The following is a 23,837-nucleotide window of genomic DNA, read 5'->3' on the forward strand; positions in this document are numbered from 1 at the left end:
GGTCTTCGGTGCTGACCGAACGCTCGGCCCGGGTGGTCGCGGCGGCCAAATTGCATCGCCATGTCGCCCGGCGCCGGGCGGGCCGGTTTCTGGCCGAGGGCCCCAATCTGGTCGAGGCGGCCTCGGCGCGCGGGCTGGTCCGCGAAGTGTTCGTCACCGAGGCGGCCGCGCAGCGGCACGCGACGTTGCTGGCGCCGCTGGACGTGCGGGGTTCGGTCCACCTGGTGACCGAGCGCGCGGCAAAAGCATTGTCCGACACCGTTACTCCGTCGGGACTGGTGGCCGTGTGTGACATGGCGGCGACCCGGCTGGCGGATGCGCTGGCCGGCTCGCCGCGGCTGGTCGCGGTCGCCGTCGAGATCGGCGAGCCCGGCAATGCGGGCACGCTGATCCGCATTGCCGACGCGATGGGCGCCGCGGCGGTGATTCTCGCCGGGCACAGTGTCGATCCGTACAACGGCAAGTGCCTGCGCGCGTCGACCGGCAGCATCTTCACGGTTCCGGTGGTGACCGAACCCGACGCGCCCGCGGTGCTGGCCGCGCTGCGCGAGGAGGGGCTACAGACGCTGGCCACCACGGTGGACGGCGAGACGCGCCTCGACGAGGCCGACGAGCTGCTGACGAAACCGACCGCGTGGCTCTTCGGGCCCGAATCGCACGGTCTGCCAATCGAACTCGTCAAGCAGGCGGACCACCGGGTGTGTGTCCCGATGGCCGGCGGCGCCGAAAGCCTGAATGTGGCCGCGGCCGCGGCGATCTGTCTCTACCAGAGCGCTCGGGCGCTGGGCGGGTTCACGCCGCGCTGAGCGGATTCACGCGGCGCGGCCGCGGCTGCGCGGGGGCCGCAGGCCGGCGATCGAGAGCGTGCCATGCACCAACGATCCCGCCCGCTCGAACAGCGTTTTCGCCGGTTCCAGCGGAGAACGCAGAGCGGTTCGGGACCGGGGCGGGACGTAGTGCATCGGCAGCCCGCGCCGGTCCCGCGGCGGGGCCATGAACGCCGGGGCCTCGACCAGCGGCGCGTTCTTCGGCGCGCGTCCTTCCGCCCGGCGGTAGGCGGCCAGCGCCCGTGGGTGCAGCCGGATCTCGTCGGGCACCGCCAGGAACGCCACCTCGACGGCCTTGCCGAACAGCCGCAACAGGATCTCGTCGCCGGGCGTCCAGCGCATGCCGGTCTTTTCCCGGACCGCGGGCTCGAACAGGCCGGCCGCGATCCAGCGCTGACCCGCGACCAGTGGCTTGAAGATCTGGTCCCAGATCGGCGTCGGCATCAGGACGAATTTCGGCTTGGGAATGCGCATGGCGAAGATGTCCAGGGTCGCCTGGTTGACCTCCAGCCGCTCCCGGCAGACTCGGTCCCAGTACTCCTGGAATTCTTCCCAGCTGCCGGGTACCGGCCGCATGCTCATCCCGTACATCCGGTACCACTGCACGTGTTCGTCGAATAGTTGGCGCTTCTCGGCATCGGTCAGGCCGCCGCAGAAGTATTCGGCCACCTTGATGACGAGCATGAAGAACGTGGCGTGCGCCCAGTAGAAGGTCTCGGGATTAGCGCGTGATAGCGGCGGCCCCTGGGATCAACGCCCTTGATGGTGTCGTGGTAGTGCTTGATCTGTTGTCCGGTCTGGGCCGCCCGATCGCCGTCGTAGACCACGCCCATGATCGGGTAGACCGACCGGGCCACCCGTTGCAGCGGTTCGCGCAGCAGGATCGAATGCTCCTCGACCCCCGCGCCGAGTTCGGGATACATGTTCTGGATCGCGCCGATCCACACGCCCATCATTCCGGTGCGCAGATCGCCAAAGTACTTCCAGGTCAGGGAATCTGGCCCGAGTGGTTCGGCCGACGGACTCGATGTGGCAGTCATCACGACCCCCTCCTACTACTGGGCTCACGATAGACTTTGACAACGCGCGTTGTCCACGGATTCGCCGACGAAGTCGCACCCTGTTACCGAGATTCCACATCGGTGTGCCGACCGCGTGATCGGGGCGTTCGTTGCGAGATGCAACACAGAGGTGGGACGGTCGTTGCCGGGCTCAACCGGATCTACCTAGGCTTGCGACGTGGAACTGGGGCCTCGCGATTCGGAGCCGGGGGCGCCCTTGCGAACCGACCCCGGCGCGGTGACGGCGGCGAGGTCTCCCGCCTCGACCTCCGTCGCGGGCCGGCGCCCCGCGGCGTCGCTCCACAGCGCAGCCCTGTGGTTGCGGTCCACCAATCGCAGCCCGGGCGTGGTGGCGTTCATCCGCCGCGCACGGCGCCTGTTGCCCGGCGATCCCGAGTTCGGCGACCCGCTGTCCACCGCGGGTGACGGCGGACCGCGGGCCGCCGCGCGGGCCGCCGACCGTTTGCTGGGAGACCGCGACGCCGCATCACGCGAGGTCAGCCTGACCGTGCTGCAGGTGTGGCAGGCGCTGAGCGAGGCCGTTGCGCGGCGGCCGGCTAACCCCGAAGTGACGCTGGTGTTCACGGATCTGGTCGGATTTTCCACCTGGTCGTTGCAGGCCGGCGACGACGCAGCCCTCACCCTGCTGCGGCGGGCGGCGCGGGCCGTCGAACCGCCGTTGCTGGATGCCGGCGGCCACATCGTCAAGCGGATGGGGGACGGGATCATGGCGGTCTTCCGCAATCCGACCGTCGCCGTGCAGGCCGTGCTGGCCGCCAAGGACGAACTGAAAGCGGTCGAGGTGGGCGGCTACCAGCCCCGCATGCGGGTGGGTGTGCATACCGGCCGACCGCAGCGGCTGGCCGCGGACTGGCTCGGCGTGGACGTCAACATCGCCGCTCGCGTCATGGAACGGGCGGCCAAGGGTGGGGTGATGATCTCAGGCCAAACTCTCGACCTGATCCCGCAAAGCGAACTGGACGCGCTCGGTGTCGTCGCTAAACGCGCACGCAAACCGATGTTTTCGGCGAAGGTGGCCGGCATCCCCGCGGACCTGGCGATCTACCGTCTGGAATACTCTTAGCCAGTTGACAGTTCCCCATTACAACGTCGAAACAATTTAGCGGTCATAATGGATTCAATGTTTGGGGGACTGCTTTCCCGGCTCGCCCGGGTCCAATTCACTGTGGGGTACGTCGCAGTGCTACTTGGGGTCAGCTGCGCTGTCCTGGTGCTCGGCCCGCACTGGCATGACGTGCTCGTTGCGCGCGCCAGCACCAACCTGCACAACCTGTCCCACGGACACCTCGGCACGCTGCTGGGCAGCGCGCTGGTCGTCGACGCCGGTCCGCTCTACTTCTGGCTCCCGTTCCTCACCTGCCTGCTCGCGCTCGCGGAACTGCACCTGCGCACCATTCGGCTGGTGGTCGCGTTCTTGGTCGGCCACATCGGCGCCACGCTGGTGGTGGCGGGCGCGCTGGCCACGTCGATCGAACTCGGCTGGCTGCCGCTGTCGATTGCCCACGCCAGCGATGTGGGGATGAGCTATGGCGCACTGGCCGTGCTCGGGGCGATGACGGCGGCGATTCCTGCCCGCTGGCGCCCGGCGTGGATCGGATTCTGGATCGCGGCCGGCGTGTCGTCGGCGATCATCGGGGCCGATTTCACCGACGCGGGGCACACCGTGGCGGTGATACTGGGCGTGCTGGTGTCGGCCCGTTTCAGGCAGCCCATCCACTGGACACCGGTGCTGTCGGTGATGCTGGTCGCATCGTCGGGCTTCGGATTCCTCATGCTGGCGCACCACTGGGGAACGATGGCCGCCGCACCGGCATTCGGTGTCCTGGGTGCGTTTGTGGCGTACAAGACCGCCCAGTTCAGGGGTAGGCGCCGGGCGCTGCCGACCCCGGCTGCCGACGGCGGGGCGTTGACCACTCCGCAGCCGGTCCTGGCTGGTTAAGCCACCGCCGCTCGGCTTACTCCCGCCGAGCCGCTCGCATCGAATCGCTTATGATCGGCACTCGACCCGTGCCGCGCGGCTGCCCGCTCACCGTCGCTGCGGGCAGCCCGAACCTCAGCAAGGAGTGTGCCGCCGCGTGGGTGATCAACCCGTCGATCTGTCGCCGCAAGCCTTAGCCGACGCAGTCAACGCTGCCCGCCAGGCCATTGCCCGCGCCGACGACCTCGACACGCTGGCGCGCATCAAGACCGAATACCTCGGTGACCGTTCGCCGTTGGCGCTGGCTCGACAGGCGCTGGCCGGCCTGCCCAAAGAGGATCGCGCCGACGCCGGCAAGCGCGTCAACGCCGCTCGGGTCGAGGCCCAACAACGCTACGACGAACGCCTGGCGACGCTGCGTGCCGAGCGGGACGCGGCCGTGCTCGTCGCCGAGGGCATCGACGTGACGCTGCCGTCGACTCGGCAACCGACCGGCGCCCGGCACCCGATCACGATCCTGGCCGAGCACGTCGCCGACACCTTCATCGCGATGGGATGGGAACTGGCGGAGGGGCCGGAAGTCGAAACCGAGCAGTTCAACTTCGACGCCCTGAACTTCCCGCCGGATCATCCCGCGCGCAGCGAGCAGGACACCTTCTATATCGCCCCGGAGAATTCCCGGCAGCTGCTGCGTACCCACACCTCGCCGGTGCAGGTACGCACCCTGCTCGACCGCGAGTTGCCCGTCTACATCGTGTCGATCGGCCGCACGTTCCGCACCGACGAACTCGACGCCACCCATACGCCCGTCTTCCATCAGGTCGAGGGCCTGGCGGTGGATCGCGGATTGTCGATGGCGCATCTGCGCGGCACGCTCGACGCGTTCGCGCGCGCCGAGTTCGGGCCCGAGGCGCGCACCCGGATCCGGCCGCACTTCTTCCCGTTCACCGAGCCGTCCGCCGAGGTCGACGTCTGGTTCGTCGGCAAGAAGGGCGGCGCCGGTTGGGTGGAATGGGGCGGCTGCGGCATGGTGCACCCGAACGTCTTGCGGGCGGCCGGGATTGACGCGCAAGAATATTCTGGCTTCGCCTTCGGGATGGGTCTGGAACGCACCCTGCAGTTCCGCAACGGGATTCCCGACATGCGCGACATGGTCGAGGGCGACGTCCGGTTCTCGTTGCCGTTCGGGGTGGGTACCTGATGCGCATCCCGTACAGCTGGCTGCGCGAGGTCGTTACCGCCGGTGCCCCGGACTGGAACGCCACCGCAGGCGAACTCGAGCAGGCCCTGGTGCGCATCGGCCACGAGGTCGAGGAGATCGCCACCCTCGGCCCGGTGGAGGGTCCGCTGACCGTGGGCCGGGTGAGCGGCATCGAGGAGCTCACGGACTTCAAGAAACCGATCCGCGCCTGCCTGGTCGATGTCGGTGAGCAAAAGCCACGCGAGATCGTTTGCGGGGCAACCAATTTCGCGGTCGGTGATCTTGTCGTGGTCGCCCTGCCCGGCACGACGCTCCCCGGCGGCTTCGCCATCGCGACTCGCAAGACCTACGGGCGGGTCTCCGACGGAATGATCTGCTCGACGGCCGAACTCGGCATGGGTGTCGAGCAGCCTGGAATCCTGGTGCTGCCCGCGGGCACCGCGGAGCCGGGCGCCGACGGCGCCGCGGTGCTGGGTCTGGACGACGTCGTGCTGCACCTGGCCATCACCCCCGACCGCGGCTACTGCATGTCGGTGCGCGGGTTGGCCCGAGAAATCGCCTGCGCCTACGAGCTGGACTTCGTCGACCCGGCCTCCGACGCGGTGATCGCCCCGTTGCCAGCCGAGGGCGAGGCCTGGCCGCTGACCGTGCAGCCCGAGACCGGCGTGCGCCGGTTCGCGTTGCGTCCCGTCACCGGCATCGATCCCGCCGCGGTCTCGCCCTGGTGGCTGCAGCGCCGCCTGCTGTTGTCGGGCATCCGGGCGACCTCACCGGCCGTGGACGTGACGAACTACGTGATGCTCGAGCTGGGGCACCCGATGCATGCCCACGACCGCAATCGCATCACCGGCGCCCTCACGGTGCGCTTCGCCCGGCCCGGCGAGACCGTCCGCACTCTGGATGACGTTGACCGCAAACTGGATCCGGGTGACGTTCTGATCGTCGACGAGGCGGCGACGGCCGCGATCGGCGGCGTGATGGGCGCGGCCAGCACCGAGGTGCGCGACGATTCCACCGACGTGCTGCTCGAGGCCGCGGTGTGGGATCCGGCCGGCGTATCGCGCACCCAGCGGCGGCTGCACCTGCCCAGCGAGGCGGCGCGCCGGTACGAGCGGGCCGTGGATCCGGCCATTTCGGTGGCCGTCCTGGACCGGTGTGCCGCGCTGCTTGCCGACATCACCGGGGGAACCGCGGCACCCACCCTGAGCGATTGGCGCGGCGACCCGCCAGTGGGCGACTCGGCCGATTGGGCCGGGCCGCCGATCTCGATCGCCGCAGACCTGCCGGACCGCGTCGCCGGGGTGGCATACCCGCCGGGCGCGACCGCGCGCCGGCTTCGCCAGATCGGTGCCGCGGTCACCGAAGACGGCGAACTGCTGACCGTGACGCCGCCCAGCTGGCGTCCGGATCTGCTGCAGCCCGCCGATCTGGTCGAGGAGGTGCTGCGGCTGGAGGGGTTGGAGGCCATCCCGTCCGTGCTGCCGCAAGCTCCCGCGGGCCGCGGGCTGACTGCGGGACAGAAGCGCCGGCGCGCGATCGGCAAGGCGCTGGCCGGTGCTGGGTATGTCGAGGTGCTGCCGACACCGTTTTTGCCCGCGGGTGTGTTCGACCTGTGGGGGCTGGCCGTCGACGATCCGCGACGCAACACCGCCGACGTGCTCAACCCCCTGGAGGCCGACCGCCCGGCCCTGGCCACCACCCTGCTGCCCGGACTGCTGGAATCCCTGGGGCGCAACGTCTCTCGTGGACTGGTCGATGTCGCGCTGTTCGCCATCGCCCAAGTGGTGCAGCCGACCCAGCAGACCGGCCGGCTCGAGCTCATCCCGGTGGATCGCCGGCCGACGGATGCCGAGATCGCAGGCCTCGATGCCTCGTTGCCGCGGCAACCCCAGCACGTGGCCGCGGTGCTGACCGGGCTGCGCGAGCCGCGCGGGCCGTGGGGCCCCGGCCGCCGGGTCGAGGCCGCCGATGCGTTCGAGACGGTGCGAGTCATCGCCCGTGCCGGCGGTTTTGGAGTCACGCTGCGCGCGGCTCAGTATCTGCCGTGGCATCCGGGACGGTGCGCCGAGGTGCTCGTCGGCCAGACCGCCGTCGGCTACGCCGGGCAGCTGCACCCCGCCGTCGTCGAGCGCACGGGCCTGCCGAAGGGCACCTGCGCCATCGAACTGAACCTCGACGCGATTCCGATCGTCGAGGCGCTGCCGGCGCCGCGCGTGTCGCCGTTCCCCGCCGTCTTCCAAGACCTCAGCCTGGTGGTGTCGGCCGAGGTGCCCGCCGCCGCGGTGGTCGACGCCGTCCGCGACGGGGCTGGCGAATTGCTGGAGCACCTCGAGCTGTTCGACGTCTTCACCGGCGCGCAGGTCGGCGAAGGGCGCAAGTCGCTCACCTTCGCCCTGCGGTTCCGGGCGCCCGATCGCACGCTGACCGAGGACGACGCCAGCGCGGCCCGCGATGCCGCCGTGCGCCGTGCCGCCGAGGCGGTCGGCGCCGAGCTGCGCGCTTAGCGTGTTCGGGCGCCGGTCGGTCGGTGGCATGGATTTGCAAACCTTTGCATAACCATGCAGAATGGCCCGAATGGCCGACGTGATGAGGGTGGCGGTTGCCGGTGCCAGCGGCTACGCGGGTGGGGAGATTCTGCGGCTACTGCTCGGGCACCCGGCCTACGCCGACGGACGGCTGACGATCGGCGCGCTGACCGCGGCGGCTAGCGCCGGTAGCACGCTCGCCGAGCATCATCCGCACCTGACGCCGCTGGCGCAGCGCGTGGTCGAGCCCACCGAGCTGTCCGTGCTGCGTGGTCACGACGTCGTGTTTCTGGGCCTACCGCATGGGCATTCGGCCGCGCTGGCCGAACAGCTCGGCGCCGAAACGGTGGTCATCGATTGCGGCGCGGACTTCCGGCTCACCGATGCCGCCGCGTGGGAGCGGTACTACGGGTCGCCGTACGCGGGCAGCTGGCCCTACGGCCTACCGGAGCTGCCCGGCGCGCGGGAACGGCTGCGCGGCGCCACCCGCATCGCGGTGCCCGGCTGCTATCCGACGGCGGCACTGCTCGCGCTGCTGCCCGCGGTGGCCGGGGACCTGGTCGACCCCGCGGTGACCGTCGTCGCCGTCAGCGGCACCTCCGGGGCCGGCCGCGCGGCCAAGACCGACCTGCTCGGCTCGGAGGTCATCGGATCGGCGCGCGCCTACAACATCGCCGGCGCCCACCGGCACACCCCGGAGATCGCTCAGGGCCTGCGGACCGTCAGCGACCGCGACGTCAGCGTCTCGTTCACCCCGGTGCTCATCCCGACGTCCCGGGGCATCCTGGCCACCTGCACCGCGCACACCCGCACACCGCTGTCGCAACTGCGGGCGGCTTATGAAAAGGCTTATGATGCAGAGCCGTTCATCCACCTGCTGCCGGAGGGGCAGCTGCCCCGCACCGGCTCGGTAATCGGCAGCAACGCCGCGCACGTCGCCGTCGCGGTCGACGAGGAGGCCGAGACGTTCATCGCGATCGCGGCAATCGACAACCTGGTCAAGGGAACCGGCGGCGCCGCGGTGCAGTCGATGAATCTGGCGTTGGGTTGGCCGGAGACGGAAGGACTTTCGGTTGTCGGGGTGGCGCCATGAGTGAAGCGGTGGCCGCACGGTTGGTGCGCACCCAGGGCGTCACCGCGCCGGGCGGATTTCGGGCGGCCGGGATCGCCGCCGGGATCAAGAAATCCGGGGCACGGGACCTGGCGCTGGTCTTCAGCGAGGGACCCGATTACGCCGCGGCGGGGGTCTTCACGCAAAACCAGGTGAAGGCCGCGCCGGTGCTGTGGAGCCAGCAGGTGCTGACTACCGGAGCGTTGCGCGCGGTGATCCTCAACTCCGGCGGGGCCAACGCCTGCACAGGGCCGGGGGGATTCCAGGACAGCCATGCCACGGCGGAAGCGGTCGCCGCGGCGTTGTCGGACTGGGGCACCGAGACCGGGGCCATCGAGGTCGCCGTCTGCTCCACCGGGCTGATCGGCGACCGGCTGCCGATGGACAAGGTGCTGGCCGGCGTCACGCAGGTCGTGCACGAGATGGCCGGCGGACTGTCCGGCGGCGACGAGGCCGCGCAGGCCATCATGACCACCGACACCGTGCCCAAACAGGTTGCGCTGCATCATCAGGACAACTGGACGGTCGGCGGCATGGCTAAGGGCGCGGGCATGCTGGCGCCGTCGCTGGCGACGATGCTGTGCGTGTTGACCACCGACGCGGTCGCCGACCACGCGGCTCTCGACCGGGCGTTGCGGTGTGCGGCGGCCCGCACCTTCGACCGGCTCGACATCGACGGCTGCTGTTCCACCAACGACACCGTGCTGTTGCTGGCGTCGGGCGCCAGCGGAATCGCGCCGGCCCAAACAGATCTCGAGGACGCCGTGCTGCGGGTCTGCGAGGACCTGTGCGTGCAGCTGCAGGCCGACGCCGAGGGCGTCACCAAGCGCGTGACCGTGACCGTGGCCGGGGCGCTGTCCGAGGGCCAGGCTCTGCTGGCCGCCCGGGCCGTCGCCCGTGACAGCCTGGTCAAGACCGCGATGTTCGGATCGGACCCCAACTGGGGCCGGGTGGTCGCGGCCGTCGGCCTCGCGCCGACTGTCACCGTCGACCCCGATCGAATCACCGTGTCGTTCAACGGTTCTGCCGTATGCGTCAATGGCGTGGGAGCCCCCGGCTCGCGCGAGGTCGACCTCTCGGCACCCGACGTCGACGTCCTGGTGGACCTCGGGCTCGGCGACGGGCAGGCCAGCATCCGGACCACTGATCTGTCGCACGCCTACGTCGAAGAGAATTCGGCCTACAGCACATGACGCGCACCGGCGACGATGCACAACGACGTGATGAGGAGAAGCGGCGCATAACCGTGGCGACCGACGCGCTGTCCACCCAGGTCAAGGCGCAGGTGCTGGCCGAGGCGCTGCCCTGGCTCAAGCAACTGAACGGCAAGATCGTCGTAATCAAGTACGGCGGCAACGCCATGACCGACGACGGCCTGCGGTACGCATTCGCCGCTGACATGGCGTTCCTGCGCAACTGCGGAGTCCATCCGGTGGTGGTGCACGGGGGCGGACCGCAGATCACCGCCATGCTGCGCCGCCTGGGCATCGACAAGGGCGACTTCAAGGGCGGATTCCGGGTCACCACACCGGAAGTGCTCGAGGTGGCGCGGATGGTGTTGTTCGGGCAGGTCGGCCGCGAGCTGGTGAACCTGATCAACGCGCACGGCCCCTACGCCGTGGGTATCACCGGCGAGGACGCCCAGCTATTCACCGCGGTTCGGCGCAGCGTTACCGTCGACGGCGTGGCCACCGACATCGGCCTGGTCGGCGACGTCGACACGGTGAACACCGCGGCGCTGCTGGATCTCATCGCGGCGCAGCGTATTCCGGTGGTCTCCACGCTAGCGCCGGATGCTGAAGGTGTGGTGCACAATATCAACGCCGACACCGCCGCGGCGGCGTTGGCCGAAGCCCTGGGAGCGGAAAAACTGTTGATGCTCACCGATGTAGAAGGCCTGTACACCAGCTGGCCGGACCGCGATTCGCTGGTCAGCGAAATCGACACCGCCACACTGGCACAACTGCTGCCCAGCCTGGAGACCGGCATGATCCCGAAGGTCGAGGCGTGCCTACGGGCGGTGACCGCGGGTGTGCCCAGCGCCCACGTCATCGACGGCCGGGTCGAGCACTGCGTGCTCGTGGAGCTGTTCACCGACGCGGGCACCGGCACCAAGGTGGTGCCCGCATGACGACGACGACGCAGAGCGCAGCGATGCTGAGGAGCGGCACCATTGACTAGGAGCAACACCGACACGATGCGGGCGCGGTGGGAAGCCGTGATGATGAACAACTACGGCACCCCGGCGCTGGCGCTGGCCAGCGGTGAGGGCGCCGTGGTCACCGACGTCGACGGCCGCAGCTACCTGGATCTGCTCGGCGGCATCGCGGTCAATGTGCTCGGTCATCGCCACCCCGCCGTCATCGAGGCTGTCACGCAGCAGATTTCGACGCTGGGACACACCTCGAACTTCTACGCCACCGAGCCGTCGTTGGCGCTCGCCGAGGAGCTGGTCGCGCTGCTCGGCGCAGACGGCCAGACCCGGGTGTTCTTCTGCAACTCCGGGACCGAGGCCAACGAGCTGGCCTTCAAGTTGTCCCGGCTCACCGGTCGCACGAAACTGGTTGCCGCACAAGAAGGTTTCCACGGTCGGACGATGGGTTCGCTGGCATTGACCGGTCAGCCGTCCAAGCAGGCGCCGTTCGAGCCGCTGCCCGGGTACGTCACACACGTGCCCTACGGCGACACCGGCGCGCTGGCCGCCGCCGTCGGCGACCAGACCGCGGCGGTGTTCCTGGAGCCGATCATGGGGGAGAGTGGCGTCGTCGTCCCACCCGCGGGCTATCTCGCCGCCGCCCGCGAGATCACGGCCCGGCACGGCGCGCTGCTGGTGCTCGACGAGGTGCAGACCGGAATAGGGCGCACCGGGGCCTTTTTCGCCCACCAGCACGACGGCATCACCCCGGATGTAGTGACCCTGGCCAAGGGGCTCGGCGGTGGCCTGCCGATCGGCGCGGTGCTGGCCGTCGGGCCCGCCGCTGACCTGCTCACCCCCGGACTGCACGGCAGCACCTTCGGCGGCAACCCGGTGTGCACCGCGGCGGCGCTGGCGGTGGTGCGCACGCTGGCCGCCGAGGATCTGGTGCGCCGCGCCGAGCTGCTGGGCAAGTCGTTGCGCCAGGGCGTCGAGGCGCTCGGCCATCCGCTGATCGACCACCTGCGCGGCCGCGGCCTGCTGTGGGGAATGGTGCTGACGGCGCCGCGCGCCAAGGACGCCGAGATCGCCGCCCGCGACGCAGGATTCCTGGTGAACGCCCCCGCTCCCGACGTGATTCGGCTGGCGCCGCCGCTGGTGATCACCGATGCGCAGATCGACAGCTTCGTCACCGCACTGCCGGGGATCCTCGACACCGTCGGGAGCCCGGCATGACCCGCCACTTCCTGCGCGACGACGCGCTGTCGCCGGCCGAGCAGGCCGAGGTCCTCGAGCTGGCCGCCGAGCTGAAGAAGAACCCGTTCAGCCGGCGTCCCCTGGAGGGGCCGCGGGGTGTCGCGGTGCTCTTCGACAAAAACTCCACCCGCACCCGGTTCTCGTTCGAGGTGGGGATCGCCCAGTTGGGCGGGCATCCTGTCGTCGTCGACAGCGGCAGCACCCAGCTGGGCCGCGACGAGACGCTGCAGGACACCGCGCAGGTGCTGTCCCGCTACGTCGACGCCATCGTCTGGCGTACTTTCGGCCAGGACCGGCTCGACGCGATGGCCTCGGTCGCGACCGTGCCGGTGGTCAACGCGCTGTCCGACGAGTTCCATCCCTGCCAGGTGCTGGCTGATCTGCAGACCATCGCCGAACGCAAGGGCGCGCTGAGCGGCTTGCGGCTGTCCTACTTCGGGGACGGCGCCAACAACATGGCCCACTCGCTGCTGCTGGGCGGCGTCACCGCGGGCATCCACGTCACCGTCGCGGCTCCTGAGGGCTTTGCGCCTGACCCGGCGTTCGTCGCGGCGGCCGAACATCGCGCCCAGGCGACCGGCGCCTCGGTGACGGTGACCGCCGACCCCGACGCGGCCGCCGCGGGCGCCGACGTCCTGGTCACCGACACCTGGACGTCGATGGGTCAGGAGGGCGACGGGTTGGACCGCCTCACACCGTTCCGCCCGTTCCAGGTCAACCGGCGGCTGCTCGGGCTGGCCGACGCGGAAGCCATTGTGCTGCATTGCCTTCCGGCTCATCGCGGCGATGAGATCACCGACGAGGTGATGGACGGGCCGGCCAGCGTGGTCTGGGACGAGGCCGAGAACCGGCTGCATGCGCAGAAGGCGCTGCTGGTGTGGTTGCTGGAGCGCGCCTGATGACGCGCAATGCCGCCAAGGCGGTTTCCGACATCACCCGCGCCGGCCGGCAAGCTCGTATCGTCACCATCCTGTCGTCGTCGGCGATCAGCAGCCAAGGTGAGCTGGCGGCCCGGCTGGCCGACGACGGGATCGACGTCACCCAGGCCACGCTGTCGCGCGACCTCGAAGAGCTCGGCGCGGTGAAGCTGCGCGGCGCGGACGGCGGCGTGGGGGTCTATGTCGTGCCCGAGGACGGCAGCCCGGTGCGCGGGGTGTCCGGCGGCACCGCGCGGCTGTCCCGGCTGCTGAGCGAGCTGCTGGTGTCCACCGACTCCAGCGCCAACCTCGCCGTGCTGCGGACCCCGCCCGGCGGAGCCGATTATTTGGCCAGCGCACTCGATCGTGCGGCGTTACCGTACGTCGTCGGCACCATCGCCGGCGATGACACCGTCTTCGTGGCGGCCCGGGAGCCGATGACCGGCGCCGAGCTGGCCAGCACGTTGGAAAACCTGAAGTAAAGCCTCACGGCTGCGGATTGGAGATTGATCGATGTCAGAGCGCGTCATCCTGGCGTATTCCGGCGGTCTGGACACCTCGGTGGCGATCAGCTGGATCGGCAAGGAGACCGGCCGGGAGGTCGTGGCGGTGGCGATCGACCTCGGCCAGGGCGGCGAAGACATGGAGCTCATCCGCCAGCGGGCCCTGGACTGCGGCGCGGTCGAGGCCGTCGTCGTCGATGCCCGCGACGAATTCGCGCAGGGCTACTGCCTGCCCACCATCCTGAACAACGCGCTGTACATGGACCGCTATCCGTTGGTGTCGGCGATCAGCCGGCCGCTGATCGCCAAGCATCTGGTCGCGGCCGCGCGCGAGCACGGCGGCACCATCGTCGCCCATGGGTGCACCGGCAAGGGCAACGACCAGGTGCGCTTCGAGGTCGGATTCGCCTCGCTGGCACCGGATCTCGAGGTGCTGGCGCCGGTCCGCGACTACGCATGGACGCGGGAGAAGGCGATCGCGTTCGCCGAGGAGAACGCCATCCCGATCAACGTCACCAAACGCTCGCCGTTCTCCATCGATCAGAACGTGTGGGGCCGTGCGGTGGAAACCGGCTTCCTAGAACACCTTTGGAACGCGCCCACCAAGGACATCTACGACTACACCGAGGACCCCACCCTCAACTGGAGCACACCCGACGAGGTGATCGTCGGGTTCGACAGGGGGGTGCCGGTGACGATCGACGGCAAACCGGTGTCGGTTCTCGAGGCCATCGTCGAGCTCAACGCCCGCGCCGGCGCGCAGGGCGTAGGGCGCCTCGACGTCGTCGAGGACCGGCTGGTGGGCATCAAGAGCCGCGAGATCTACGAGGCGCCCGGGGCGATGGTGCTCATCACCGCCCACGCCGAACTCGAACACGTGACCCTGGAGCGCGAGCTGGGCCGGTTCAAGCGGCACACCGACCAGCGCTGGGCCGAGCTGGTGTACGACGGGCTGTGGTACTCGCCGCTGAAGGTCGCGCTGGAAAGCTTCGTCGCCAAGACCCAAGAACACGTGTCCGGGGAAATCCGAATGGTGTTGCACGGTGGGCATATTGCGGTCAACGGCCGCCGCAGCGCCGAATCGCTCTACGACTTCAACCTGGCCACCTACGACGAGGGCGACAGCTTCGACCAGTCCATGTCGAAGGGCTTCGTGTACGTGCATGGGTTGTCGTCGAAGATCGCGTCGCGCCGGGACCTGGCCAGCGAGGCGTGAGTGTGAATTTCACGACGAGACACGCCGTCGAGCCGTCGCGGGAGGCACGCTCGCGGGGGACAGCGTGAGCACTCGCGAGGGGGCACTGTGGGGCGGGCGGTTCGCCGACGGGCCGGCTGACGCGCTGGCCGCGCTGAGCAAGTCCACCCACTTCGACTGGGTGTTGGCTCCCTACGACATCACGGCGTCGCGGGCGCACACCATCGTGCTGTTCCGGGCCGGGCTGCTCACCGAGGACCAGCGCGACGGCCTGCTGGCCGGCCTGGACAGCCTCGCCGCGGACGTGGCCGACGGCAGCTTTGCGCCGTTGGCGACCGACGAGGATGTGCACGGCGCCCTGGAGCGTGGACTGATCGACCGCGTCGGGCCGGATCTGGGCGGGCGGCTGCGGGCGGGCCGGTCGCGTAACGACCAGGTGGCCACGCTGTTCCGGATGTGGCTGCGCGACGCCGTGCGCCTGGTCGCCGCCGGGGCGCTGGACGTCGTCGCCGCTCTGGCCGCCCAGGCCGCCGCCCACCCGACGGCGATCATGCCGGGCAAGACCCACCTACAGGCCGCGCAGCCGATCCTGCTGGCCCATCATCTGCTGGCCCACGCGCATCCGCTGCTGCGCGACGTCGACCGCATCGTCGACTTCGACCGGCGCGCGGCGGTGTCGCCGTACGGCTCCGGGGCGCTGGCCGGCTCGTCGCTGGGCCTGGACCCCGATGCGATCGCCGCGGACCTGGGCTTCGCCACGGCCGCCGAGAACTCCGTCGACGCGACCGCCGCCCGGGATTTCGCCGCGGAGGCCGCCTTCGTGTTCGCCATGATTGGCGTGGACCTGTCCCGGCTGGCCGAGGACATCATCCTGTGGAGCTCGACGGAGTTCGGCTACGTCACGCTGCACGATTCGTGGTCGACCGGCAGCTCGATCATGCCGCAGAAGAAGAACCCCGACATCGCCGAGCTGGCCCGCGGCAAGTCCGGGCGGCTGATCGGAAACCTGGCCGGATTGCTGGCCACGCTGAAGGCCCAGCCGCTGGCCTACAACCGCGACCTGCAGGAGGACAAGGAACCGGTCTTCGATTCGGTGGCCCAGCTGGAGCTGCTGCTGCCGGCGATGGCGGGGCTGGTGGGCAGCCTCAGCTTCGACGTCGAGCGGATGGCGGCGCTGGCCCCGGCGGGTTACACGCTGGCCACCGACATTGCCGAGTGGCTGGTCCGCCAAGGCGTCCCGTTCCGCTCCGCCCACGAGGCCGCGGGCGCCGCGGTGCGGACCGCCGAGGGGCGCGGGGTGGGCCTCGAGGAGCTCACCGACGACGAGCTGGCGGCCCTCAGCCCCGACCTGACACCGCAGGTCCGCGAGGTGCTGACGATCGAGGGGTCGGTGGCATCCCGCGATGCCCGCGGCGGCACGGCGCCGAGCCGGGTGGCCGACCAACTCGAAGCGGTGCTGGCGACCAGCGCGGCGCTGCGCGACCGACTGAATTAGCCGGCGGCCTGCGGTCTGGGCCATTCTTTGCCGCAGCCCTGCGAGGACGACTAAACTTCCAGCTCAAAGCGAGCGGTTGAACCGTTCAGCCCAGATTTGCATACCCAAGGGGTGGGATCCATGAGCGTCATCGCAGGTGTATTTGGTGCGTTGCCGCCGTATCGCTATTCGCAGCGCGAACTCACGGACTTCTTCGTCAGCATTCCCGAATTCGAGGGCTACGAGGACATCGTCCGGCAGCTGCACACCAGCGCCAAGGTCAACGGCCGCCACCTGGTCATGCCGCTGGAGCGCTACCCCGAGCTCACCGACTTCGGCGTCGCCAACCAGATCTACATCGACAACGCCGTCGAGCTGGGCTGCCAGGCGCTGATGGGGGCGCTGGACGAGGCGGGCCTGCGGCCGGCCGACCTGGACGTGCTGATCACGACGACGGTCACCGGGCTGGCGATCCCGTCCATCGACGCCCGGATCGCCGGGCGGGTCGGGCTGCGCGACGACGTGCGGCGGGTGCCGCTGTTCGGGCTGGGCTGCGTGGCCGGGGCGGCCGGCGTCGCCCGGCTGAACGACTACCTGCGCGGTGCGCCCGACGGCGCGGCCGCGTTGATCTCGGTGGAACTGTGCTCGCTGACCTACCCCGGATACAAGCCCTCGCTGGCGGGCCTGGTCGGCAGCGCCCTGTTTGCTGACGGCGCGGCAGCGGTGGTCGCCGCCGGCGATCGTCGCGCCGAACGGATCGGCGCCGGCGGCCCCGACGTCATCGACTCGCGCAGCCATCTCTACCCCGATTCGCTGCGCACCATGGGCTACGACGTGGGTGCCACCGGATTCGAGCTGGTGCTGTCCAAGGATGTCGCGGCCGTCGTCGAGCAGTACATCGAGGACGACGTCACCGGCTTCCTCGGGGCGCACGGCCTGACCGTGACCGACGTCGGCGCGTTCGTCAGCCACCCCGGCGGTCCCAAGGTCATCGAGGCGATCAACGCGGCGCTCAGCCTGCCACCCGATGCCTTGGAGCTGACCTGGCGGTCGCTCGGCGAGATCGGTAACCTCTCGTCGGCGTCGGTGCTGCACGTGCTGCGCGACACCATCGCCAAGAAGCCGAACAGCGGAAGCCCGGGCCTGATGCTCGCGATGGGTCCCGGCTTCTGCTCCGAACTCGTGTTGTTGCGCTGGCACTGATGCGAGCGTGTGGACTCTGTTTCACCCCGTAGGCAATGACGCGTGATTGCGCTGCTTCGCCCGTTCGGTGGGGCGATACGAAAGGCCGGGTTGCATGAACAGCACTCCTGAGGAGCTGGTCAGGGCCCTGCGCGCGTCGCTCAAGGAAAACGAGCGGCTGAAGCGGGAAAACCGCGAATACCTCGCCGTGCTCGCCGAGGAAGCGACCGAGCCGGTGGCGTTGGTGGGCATGGCCTGCCGATATCCGGGCGGAGTGGACTCCCCGGAGGCGCTGTGGGAGATGGTCGCCGAGGGGCGCGACGTCGTGTCGGATTTTCCGACCGACCGCGGCTGGGATCTGGCCGGGCTGTACGACTCCGATCCCGACGCGACCGGCAAGTCGTACACTCGCAGCGGCGGGTTCCTTTCGGACGTCGGCGATTTCGATGCCGCGTTCTTCGGTATCGCGCCCAGCGAGGCGCTGGCGATGGACCCGCAGCAGCGGCTGCTGCTGGAGATCTCGTGGGAGGCGTTGGAGCGGGCCGGAATTGACCCGGTCACCTTGCGCGGCACGGCGACGGGCGTGTTCGTCGGCATCTTCCACGGTTCGTACGGCGGCCAGGGCCGCGTCCCGGGCGACCTGGAGCGCTACGGGCTGCGCGGTTCCACGCTGAGCGTCGCCTCCGGACGGGTCGCCTATTCGCTCGGGTTGGAGGGCCCGGCGGTGTCGGTGGACACCGCGTGCTCGTCGTCGCTGGTGGCCTTGCATCTGGCCGCGCGGTCGCTGCGCTCGGGCGAGTGCGATGTGGCGCTGGTCGGCGGCGTGACGGTGATGGCCACCCCGGCGATGTTCGTGGAGTTCAGCCGGCAGCGCGCGTTGTCGCCCGATGGCCGGTGCAAGGCGTATGCCGGTGCCGCCGACGGGACCGGATTCTCCGAGGGTGTCGGCGCGTTGGTGCTGGAGCGGCTGGCCGATGCACGGCGGTTGGGGCATCGGGTGCTCGCGGTGGTGCGCGGTTCGGCGGTCAACCAAGACGGGGCCTCCAATGGGCTGGCGACCCCCAACGGGCCAGCGCAGCAACGGGTGATCCGCGCTGCGTTGGCCAGCGCCCGGTTGGGCACGGCGGACGTGGATCTGGTGGAAGGCCATGGAACCGGCACCACCCTAGGCGACCCCATTGAGGCGCAGGCGATTCTGGCAACCTACGGGCAGGACCGCCCGGCCGATCAGCCGTTGTGGTTGGGGTCGATCAAGTCCAACATGGGCCATACGTCGGCGGCGGCCGGAGTGGCCGGTGTCATCAAGATGGTGCAGGCCATGCGCCACGGCGTGATGCCCAAGACGTTGCACGTGGATGTGCCGACGCCGCATGTGGATTGGTCGGCGGGCGCGGTCTCCCTGCTGACCGAGCGGCAGGCGTGGCCGCCGCACGATCGGCCACGCCGTGCGGCGGTGTCGTCGTTCGGGATCAGCGGCACCAACGCCCACGTGATTCTCGAACAGGCGCCGACCATGGAAACCGTTGGCAAACCTACAGATAACGAGATGCCAGTAGTGCCGTGGGCGTTGTCGGCCCGTTCGCCCGAGGCGCTGGCCGGTCAGGCGCAGCGGTTGCTGGCCCGTGTGCAGGCCGATCCGGGTCTCCGGGCGACCGACGTGGGATGGTCGCTGGTCTCGACGCGGTCGGTGTTCGAGCATCGGGCCGTCGTCGTCGGCGCCCGCGCCGACCTGACGGCCGGATTGGCCGAACTGGCCGCCGGCGAGCCGGGCGCGAACGTGGTGGCCGGCCGAGCCCGCCCGGCCGGCAAGACCGTGTTCGTGTTTCCCGGTCAGGGATCGCAGTGGAGCGGGATGGGGGCCCAATTACTCGACACCGCACCGATATTCGCCGAGCATCTGAACCGTTGTGAGAAGGCTCTCGGCGAGCACGTCCAGTGGTCGCTGATCGACGTCATCCGCGGCGCGCCCGGCGCGCCGGGTCTCGATCGGGTGGACGTGGTGCAGCCCGTTCTGTGGGCCATGATGGTGTCGCTGGCCGAACTGTGGCGCTCGGTGGGCGTGCATCCCGATGCGGTCATCGGCCATTCGCAGGGCGAGATCGCCGCGGCCTACGTGGCCGGTGCGCTGTCGTTGGAAGACGCCGCGCGGGTGGTGGCGCTGCGTAGCCGGCTGCTGGTGCAGCTGTCGGGGGCCGGGGGTATGGTCTCGCTGGCGTGTGGTCGATCGCAGGCGGACGAGCTGCTGGCGCCGGCGGGCGAGCACCTGAATATCGCTGCGGTCAACGGTGTTTCGGCGATCGTCGTATCGGGTGAGGTCGGCGCGCTGGACGAGCTGATGCGGCGTTGTGAGGCCGCCCAGGTGCGGGCCCGCCGCATCGACGTCGACTATGCCTCGCACTCGGCGCAGGTCGACGCGATCCGTGAGCCGTTGACCCAGGCCCTGGCCGGCATCGAGCCGCGCTCGTCCTCGGTCACCTTCTTCTCGACGGTCACCGGCGCGGCCGTCGACACCGCGGGCTTGGACGCGGAATACTGGTACCGCAGCATCCGTCAGACCGTGCAATTCGAAGCGGCGGTCCGCACCGCGAGTGACGCCGGGTACCGGGTGTTCATCGAATCCAGCCCGCACCCGGTGCTGATGGCCGGCATCGAAGGCACCGTCGGCGACGACGGCGTCGTCATTCCCTCGCTTGGCCGCGACGACGGCGGTCTGGACAGGTTCTGGCTGTCGGCGGCTCAGGCCCACGTCGCGGGCGTGGCGGTGGACTGGCGCTCGGTGTTCGCCGGGGGTCGTCAGGTGGACTTGCCAACGTATGCGTTCACCGGCCGGCGATTCTGGTTGCCGCCATTGGAGATCGGTGGCGGCGACCTGGGCGGCGTGGGCGTGGCCGGCGCCGAGCATGGACTGCTGGGGGCGGTGGTCGAGCGGCCGGATTCCGGTGGGGTGGTGTTGACGGGCTCGCTGTCCGTCGGCGGCGCGCCGTGGCTGGCCGACCATGCCGTCGCCGGTGTGGTGCTGTTTCCCGGCGCCGGGTTTGTGGAGCTGGCGTTGCGGGCCGGTGACGAGGTCGGCTGCACGGTGGTCGAGGAGTTGACCCTGTCGGCGCCGTTGCTGTTGCCGGCCGCCGACGGGGTGCACGTGCAGGTCGTGGTGGGTGCCGCCGCTGATTCGGGTCGCCGGGCCGTCTCGGTGTATTCCCGCGGCACACAGCCGGATTCGGAATGGGTACGGCATGCCGAGGGCGTGTTGAGCACCGCGTCGGCCGATCCGGCCGCCGACTTGTCGGTGTGGCCCCCGGTCGGGGCGGTCGTGGTGGACGTCGCCGACGCCTATGAACAGCTGACGCAACGCGGCTACGAATACGGCCCGGCGTTTCAGGGGCTGCAGGCCATGTGGCGGCTTGGCAACGAGGTCTTCGCCGAGGTTGCCGTGCCCGAGGCTGCCGGCGTCAAGGTCGACTCCTTCGGCATCCACCCGGTGCTGGTGGACGCCGCGCTGCACGCGATGGGTGTGGTCGGTGACCAGGCCGAGACGATGCTGCCGTTCTCGTGGCAGGGCGTCTGTCTGCACGCGGCGGGCGCGTCGCGTGCGCGAGTCCGGATCGCGCCGGTCGGCGTGAGCGCGGTGTCGGTGGACTTGGCCGACGGCGCGGGCCTGCCCATTCTGTCGGTGCGCGAGTTGGTGGTTCGGCCGGTCTCGGCGGCCCAGCTCACCGCGGTTTCGGCGGCCCCGCGGGCCGGCGGCGGGCTGTTGGAAGTCACGTGGTCACCGGTGTCTTTGCTGCCCAACGCGATTGGCAACGACGACCTGACGGTGTGGGAGCCGAGTCCCGGGGACACGGTGGCATCGGTGTATGCGGCTAGCCATGCGGCGTTGGTGGAGTTGCAGTCGTGGCTTTCCGGTGATGAGCCGCGGACGTTGGTGGTGCTGACGCGCGGCGCGGTGGGGTTGGCCGGTGAGGAGGTCACGGATCTGGCGGGCGCGGCGGTGTGGGGGTTGGTGCGTTCGGCGCAGGCTGAGCAGCCGGGCCGGGTGATGCTGGTCGACTCCGACGGCACGGTCGACGTCACCGACGTGATTGCCTGTGGTGAGCCGCAAGTGCTGGTTCGCTCGGGCGTCGCCCATGCGGCCCGCCTGGCCCCGGTGCGTTCGGTGTCGGCACTGCCCGCCGGGCGCTGGCGGATGGACGTCGGCGGTGCGGGCACGCTGGAGGATCTGGTGGTCGTTCCGGCAGCGCCGGCCGAGCTGGCGCCCGGGCAGGTCCGGGTCGCCGTGGGGGCGGTCGGGGTGAATTTCCGGGATGTGTTGGTGGCGTTGGGGATGTATCCCGGTGGCGGCGAACTCGGGGCCGAGGGCGCGGGCGTTGTGCTCGAGGTGGGTTCCGGCGTGACCGGGCTGGCTGTGGGCGACGCGGTGTTGGGTTTGCTGGGTGTGGTGGGTTCTGAGGCGGTGGTGGATGCCCGGTTGGTGACTGCGGTGCCGGCGGGCTGGTCGCTGGCGCAGGCGGCTGGGGTGCCGGTGGTGTTTTTGACGGCGTTGTATGGGTTGTCGGTGTTGGCCGGTGTGAGGGCCGGGGAGCGGGTGTTGGTGCATGCTGCCACCGGCGGTGTCGGGATGGCGGCGGTGCAGTTGGCTCGGTATTGGGGTGCCGAGGTGTTTGCCACCGCGAGTCGTGGTAAGTGGGACACGTTGCGCGCGATGGGTTTTGATGACGATCATATCGGTGATACGCGGACCACGGAGTTTGAGCGGAAGTTTTTGGTGACCACCGGCGGTGCGGGGGTGGACGTGGTGCTCAACTCGCTGGCCGGGGATTTTCTGGATGCGTCGTTGCGGCTGTTGGTTGGTGGCGGGCGGTTCATCGAGATGGGTAAGACCGACCTGCGTGATCCCGCGTCGATGCTTCCCGGCGTGCGGTATCGGGCGTTCGACCTGATGGAGGCGGGCCCTGACCGCATCGCGTCGATGTTGTCGGAGTTGCTGGGGTTGTTCGATGCGGGTGTGTTGACGCCGTTGCCGGTCAAGGCTTTTGATGTGCGGTCGGCGTCGGCGGCGTATCGTTTCGTCAGCCAGGCCCGTCACACCGGCAAGGTGATCCTGACCGTGCCGGACGGTCCCGGCAACGCGGAGCTTGTGGGTTCGGGCGGAAGTTTGGCCGGTGGCAGCGTGCTGATCACCGGGGGTACTGGTATGGCGGGTTCGGCTCTGGCCGAACATCTTGTCGCCCGCTATGGCGTTGCCCATGTGGTGTTGGTCAGCCGCCGCGGCGCCGACGGTGCGGGTGTGGCCGACGTGGTGGACCGGCTGAAGGGGGCAGGGGTCGAGGTGTCGGTGCTCGCCTGTGACGTGGCCGACCGGGACGCGGTGGCCGAGCTGATCGCCGAGCTGCCCGCGCAGTATCCGCTCAAGGGCGTGTTTCATGCCGCCGGTGTGCTCGATGACGGGTTGATCGCGTCGTTGACGCCGCAGCGGGTGGATACGGTGTTGCGGGCCAAGGTCGACGGCGCGTGGAACCTGCACGAGTTGACGCGGGATCTGGATTTGTCGGCCTTCGTGCTGTTTTCGTCGATGGCCGGCATCGTGGGCTCGCCGGGCCAGGCCAATTACGCGGCGGCCAACAGCTTCCTCGACGGCTTGGCCGCGGCCCGCCGCGCACGCGGCCTGCCGGGGTTGTCGGTGGCCTGGGGCCTGTGGGAGCAAGCCAGCGGCATGACCCAACACCTCGACGACCGCGACAAGGCCCGCATGAGCCGAATCGGGCTCGCGCCCATGGCAACCGAACAGGCGCTGCGGCTGTTCGACACGGCGATGCTCGCCGAGCGTGCGACGACGGTCGCCGCCCGCATCGACCCCGGCGCCCTCGCCGACAACGCCGCGTCGCTGCCGCCGCTGCTGAGCCAGCTGACCAGCCGCCCCATCCGGCGCGTCATCGACGACACCGATACGGCGGCCTCGATGACCAGCCTGGTCGCCCGCCTGCACGGCCTGTCCGCCGATCAGCGCCACGGAGAGCTGTTGGATCTGGTCTGCCGCAATGCCGCCACCGTGCTCGGTCGCCCCAACGCCGGAGACATCAACGCCGGCAGCATCTTCCAGGACCTCGGCTTCGACTCGCTGACCGCCGTCGAACTGCGTAACCGGCTCAAGACCGCCACCGGACTGACCCTGTCACCGACGTTGATCTTCGACTATCCCACCCCGATCGTCCTGGCCGAGCACCTCGACGGCCGGCTGGCGGTTCCCACAGCCACCGCCGAGCGGCCCGATGCGATGGCCCGCTTCAACGACATCACTCGAGAGCTGCAAACGCTGCTGAATCAGCCCGACTGGCAGCCCGAAGACAAGCCGCACCTCACCGCCCGCATCCAGTCGCTGCTGACCACGCTCAGCGCCCAGCTGGATCCGCACGACCAGCAGGGAGCCGATGACGAGGACATCCACACGGCCACCGAAAGCGAGCTCTTCGCCATCCTCGACGAAGAACTCGGCTCGTAGGACACCCAGGAGCAT

Annotated in this window: 15 protein-coding genes and 1 pseudogene; 15 read left to right on the forward strand and 1 reads right to left on the reverse strand. The window is 69.8% G+C overall.

Annotation, left to right across the window (positions count from 1 at the left end; all coding sequences use genetic code 11):
- Positions 1–8 precede the first annotated feature (8 nt).
- Complete coding sequence (locus MSG_RS11465) at positions 9–806, forward strand: TrmH family RNA methyltransferase (protein WP_096439694.1); 798 nt, start codon at positions 9–11, stop codon at positions 804–806.
- A 6-nt stretch (positions 807–812) separates the two neighbouring features.
- Here MSG_RS11465 and MSG_RS11470 read toward each other — a convergent pair.
- Positions 813–1,867: pseudogene (locus MSG_RS11470) on the reverse strand (oxygenase MpaB family protein).
- 199 nt (positions 1,868–2,066) lie between these two features.
- Between MSG_RS11470 and MSG_RS11475 the strand changes: the two are divergent.
- From MSG_RS11475 to MSG_RS11540, 14 genes are all read left to right on the forward strand, one after another.
- Entirely contained in the window at positions 2,067–2,972 is a 906-nt protein-coding gene (locus MSG_RS11475) for an adenylate/guanylate cyclase domain-containing protein (protein ID WP_096439696.1), read from the forward strand.
- A gap of 57 nt (positions 2,973–3,029) precedes the next feature.
- Positions 3,030–3,848, forward strand: a complete 819-nt coding sequence (locus tag MSG_RS11480; RefSeq protein ID WP_096439698.1) for a rhomboid-like protein — start codon at positions 3,030–3,032, stop codon at positions 3,846–3,848.
- 136 nt (positions 3,849–3,984) lie between these two features.
- Positions 3,985–5,028 (forward strand): phenylalanine--tRNA ligase subunit alpha, encoded by a 1,044-nt coding sequence (gene pheS / locus MSG_RS11485; protein WP_096444376.1) that lies wholly within the window; start codon positions 3,985–3,987, stop codon positions 5,026–5,028.
- Entirely contained in the window at positions 5,028–7,532 is a 2,505-nt protein-coding gene (gene pheT, locus MSG_RS11490; protein WP_096439700.1) for a phenylalanine--tRNA ligase subunit beta, read from the forward strand. Before pheS ends, pheT begins: the two co-directional genes overlap by 1 nt.
- A gap of 70 nt (positions 7,533–7,602) precedes the next feature.
- A complete protein-coding gene (argC, locus tag MSG_RS11495) occupies positions 7,603–8,646 on the forward strand; it encodes an N-acetyl-gamma-glutamyl-phosphate reductase (protein WP_096439702.1) in 1,044 nt (347 codons plus the stop codon).
- Positions 8,643–9,857: a bifunctional glutamate N-acetyltransferase/amino-acid acetyltransferase ArgJ gene (gene argJ / locus MSG_RS11500; protein ID WP_096439704.1), complete on the forward strand. Its 1,215-nt coding sequence runs from the start codon at positions 8,643–8,645 to the stop codon at positions 9,855–9,857. Before argC ends, argJ begins: the two co-directional genes overlap by 4 nt.
- A 47-nt stretch (positions 9,858–9,904) precedes the next feature.
- Entirely contained in the window at positions 9,905–10,795 is an 891-nt protein-coding gene (gene argB, locus MSG_RS11505; protein WP_096444378.1) for an acetylglutamate kinase, read from the forward strand.
- A 42-nt stretch (positions 10,796–10,837) separates the two neighbouring features.
- On the forward strand, positions 10,838–12,034 hold the full coding sequence (locus MSG_RS11510; RefSeq protein ID WP_096439706.1) for an acetylornithine transaminase: 1,197 nt from the start codon (positions 10,838–10,840) through the stop codon (positions 12,032–12,034).
- Positions 12,031–12,954: an ornithine carbamoyltransferase gene (gene argF / locus MSG_RS11515; protein ID WP_096439708.1), complete on the forward strand. Its 924-nt coding sequence runs from the start codon at positions 12,031–12,033 to the stop codon at positions 12,952–12,954. Before MSG_RS11510 ends, argF begins: the two co-directional genes overlap by 4 nt.
- A complete protein-coding gene (locus MSG_RS11520) occupies positions 12,954–13,454 on the forward strand; it encodes an arginine repressor (RefSeq protein WP_096439710.1) in 501 nt (166 codons plus the stop codon). The genes argF and MSG_RS11520 overlap by 1 nt, the downstream gene beginning before the upstream one ends.
- A gap of 31 nt (positions 13,455–13,485) precedes the next feature.
- The gene (locus MSG_RS11525) at positions 13,486–14,691 is read left to right on the forward strand and encodes an argininosuccinate synthase (RefSeq protein ID WP_096439712.1); all 1,206 of its coding nucleotides are present in this window, start codon (positions 13,486–13,488) and stop codon (positions 14,689–14,691) included.
- Between the two features lie 64 nt (positions 14,692–14,755).
- Positions 14,756–16,165: an argininosuccinate lyase gene (gene argH / locus MSG_RS11530; protein ID WP_096439714.1), complete on the forward strand. Its 1,410-nt coding sequence runs from the start codon at positions 14,756–14,758 to the stop codon at positions 16,163–16,165.
- A 120-nt stretch (positions 16,166–16,285) separates the two neighbouring features.
- Positions 16,286–17,347: a type III polyketide synthase gene (locus MSG_RS11535; RefSeq protein ID WP_096444380.1), complete on the forward strand. Its 1,062-nt coding sequence runs from the start codon at positions 16,286–16,288 to the stop codon at positions 17,345–17,347.
- A 94-nt stretch (positions 17,348–17,441) separates the two neighbouring features.
- Complete coding sequence (locus MSG_RS11540; RefSeq protein ID WP_096439716.1) at positions 17,442–23,822, forward strand: type I polyketide synthase; 6,381 nt, start codon at positions 17,442–17,444, stop codon at positions 23,820–23,822.
- Positions 23,823–23,837 lie beyond the last annotated feature (15 nt).

The organism is Mycobacterium shigaense, from assembly GCF_002356315.1.
In the GTDB taxonomy this organism is placed as follows: domain Bacteria; phylum Actinomycetota; class Actinomycetes; order Mycobacteriales; family Mycobacteriaceae; genus Mycobacterium; species Mycobacterium shigaense.

Bases quoted from the DNA above. Each gene is read 5' to 3' on its own strand.
- pheT (WP_096439700.1), top strand. From the start codon at position 5,028: ATGCGCATCCCGTACAGCTGGCTGCGCGAGGTCGTTACCGCCGGTGCC.
- MSG_RS11540 (WP_096439716.1), top strand. From the start codon at position 17,442: ATGAACAGCACTCCTGAGGAGCTGGTCAGGGCCCTGCGCGCGTCGCTC.
- MSG_RS11535 (WP_096444380.1), top strand. From the start codon at position 16,286: ATGAGCGTCATCGCAGGTGTATTTGGTGCGTTGCCGCCGTATCGCTAT.
- MSG_RS11520 (WP_096439710.1), top strand. From the start codon at position 12,954: ATGACGCGCAATGCCGCCAAGGCGGTTTCCGACATCACCCGCGCCGGC.
- MSG_RS11480 (WP_096439698.1), top strand. From the start codon at position 3,030: ATGTTTGGGGGACTGCTTTCCCGGCTCGCCCGGGTCCAATTCACTGTG.
- argJ (WP_096439704.1), top strand. From the start codon at position 8,643: ATGAGTGAAGCGGTGGCCGCACGGTTGGTGCGCACCCAGGGCGTCACC.
- argF (WP_096439708.1), top strand. From the start codon at position 12,031: ATGACCCGCCACTTCCTGCGCGACGACGCGCTGTCGCCGGCCGAGCAG.
- argC (WP_096439702.1), top strand. From the start codon at position 7,603: ATGGCCGACGTGATGAGGGTGGCGGTTGCCGGTGCCAGCGGCTACGCG.
- MSG_RS11525 (WP_096439712.1), top strand. From the start codon at position 13,486: ATGTCAGAGCGCGTCATCCTGGCGTATTCCGGCGGTCTGGACACCTCG.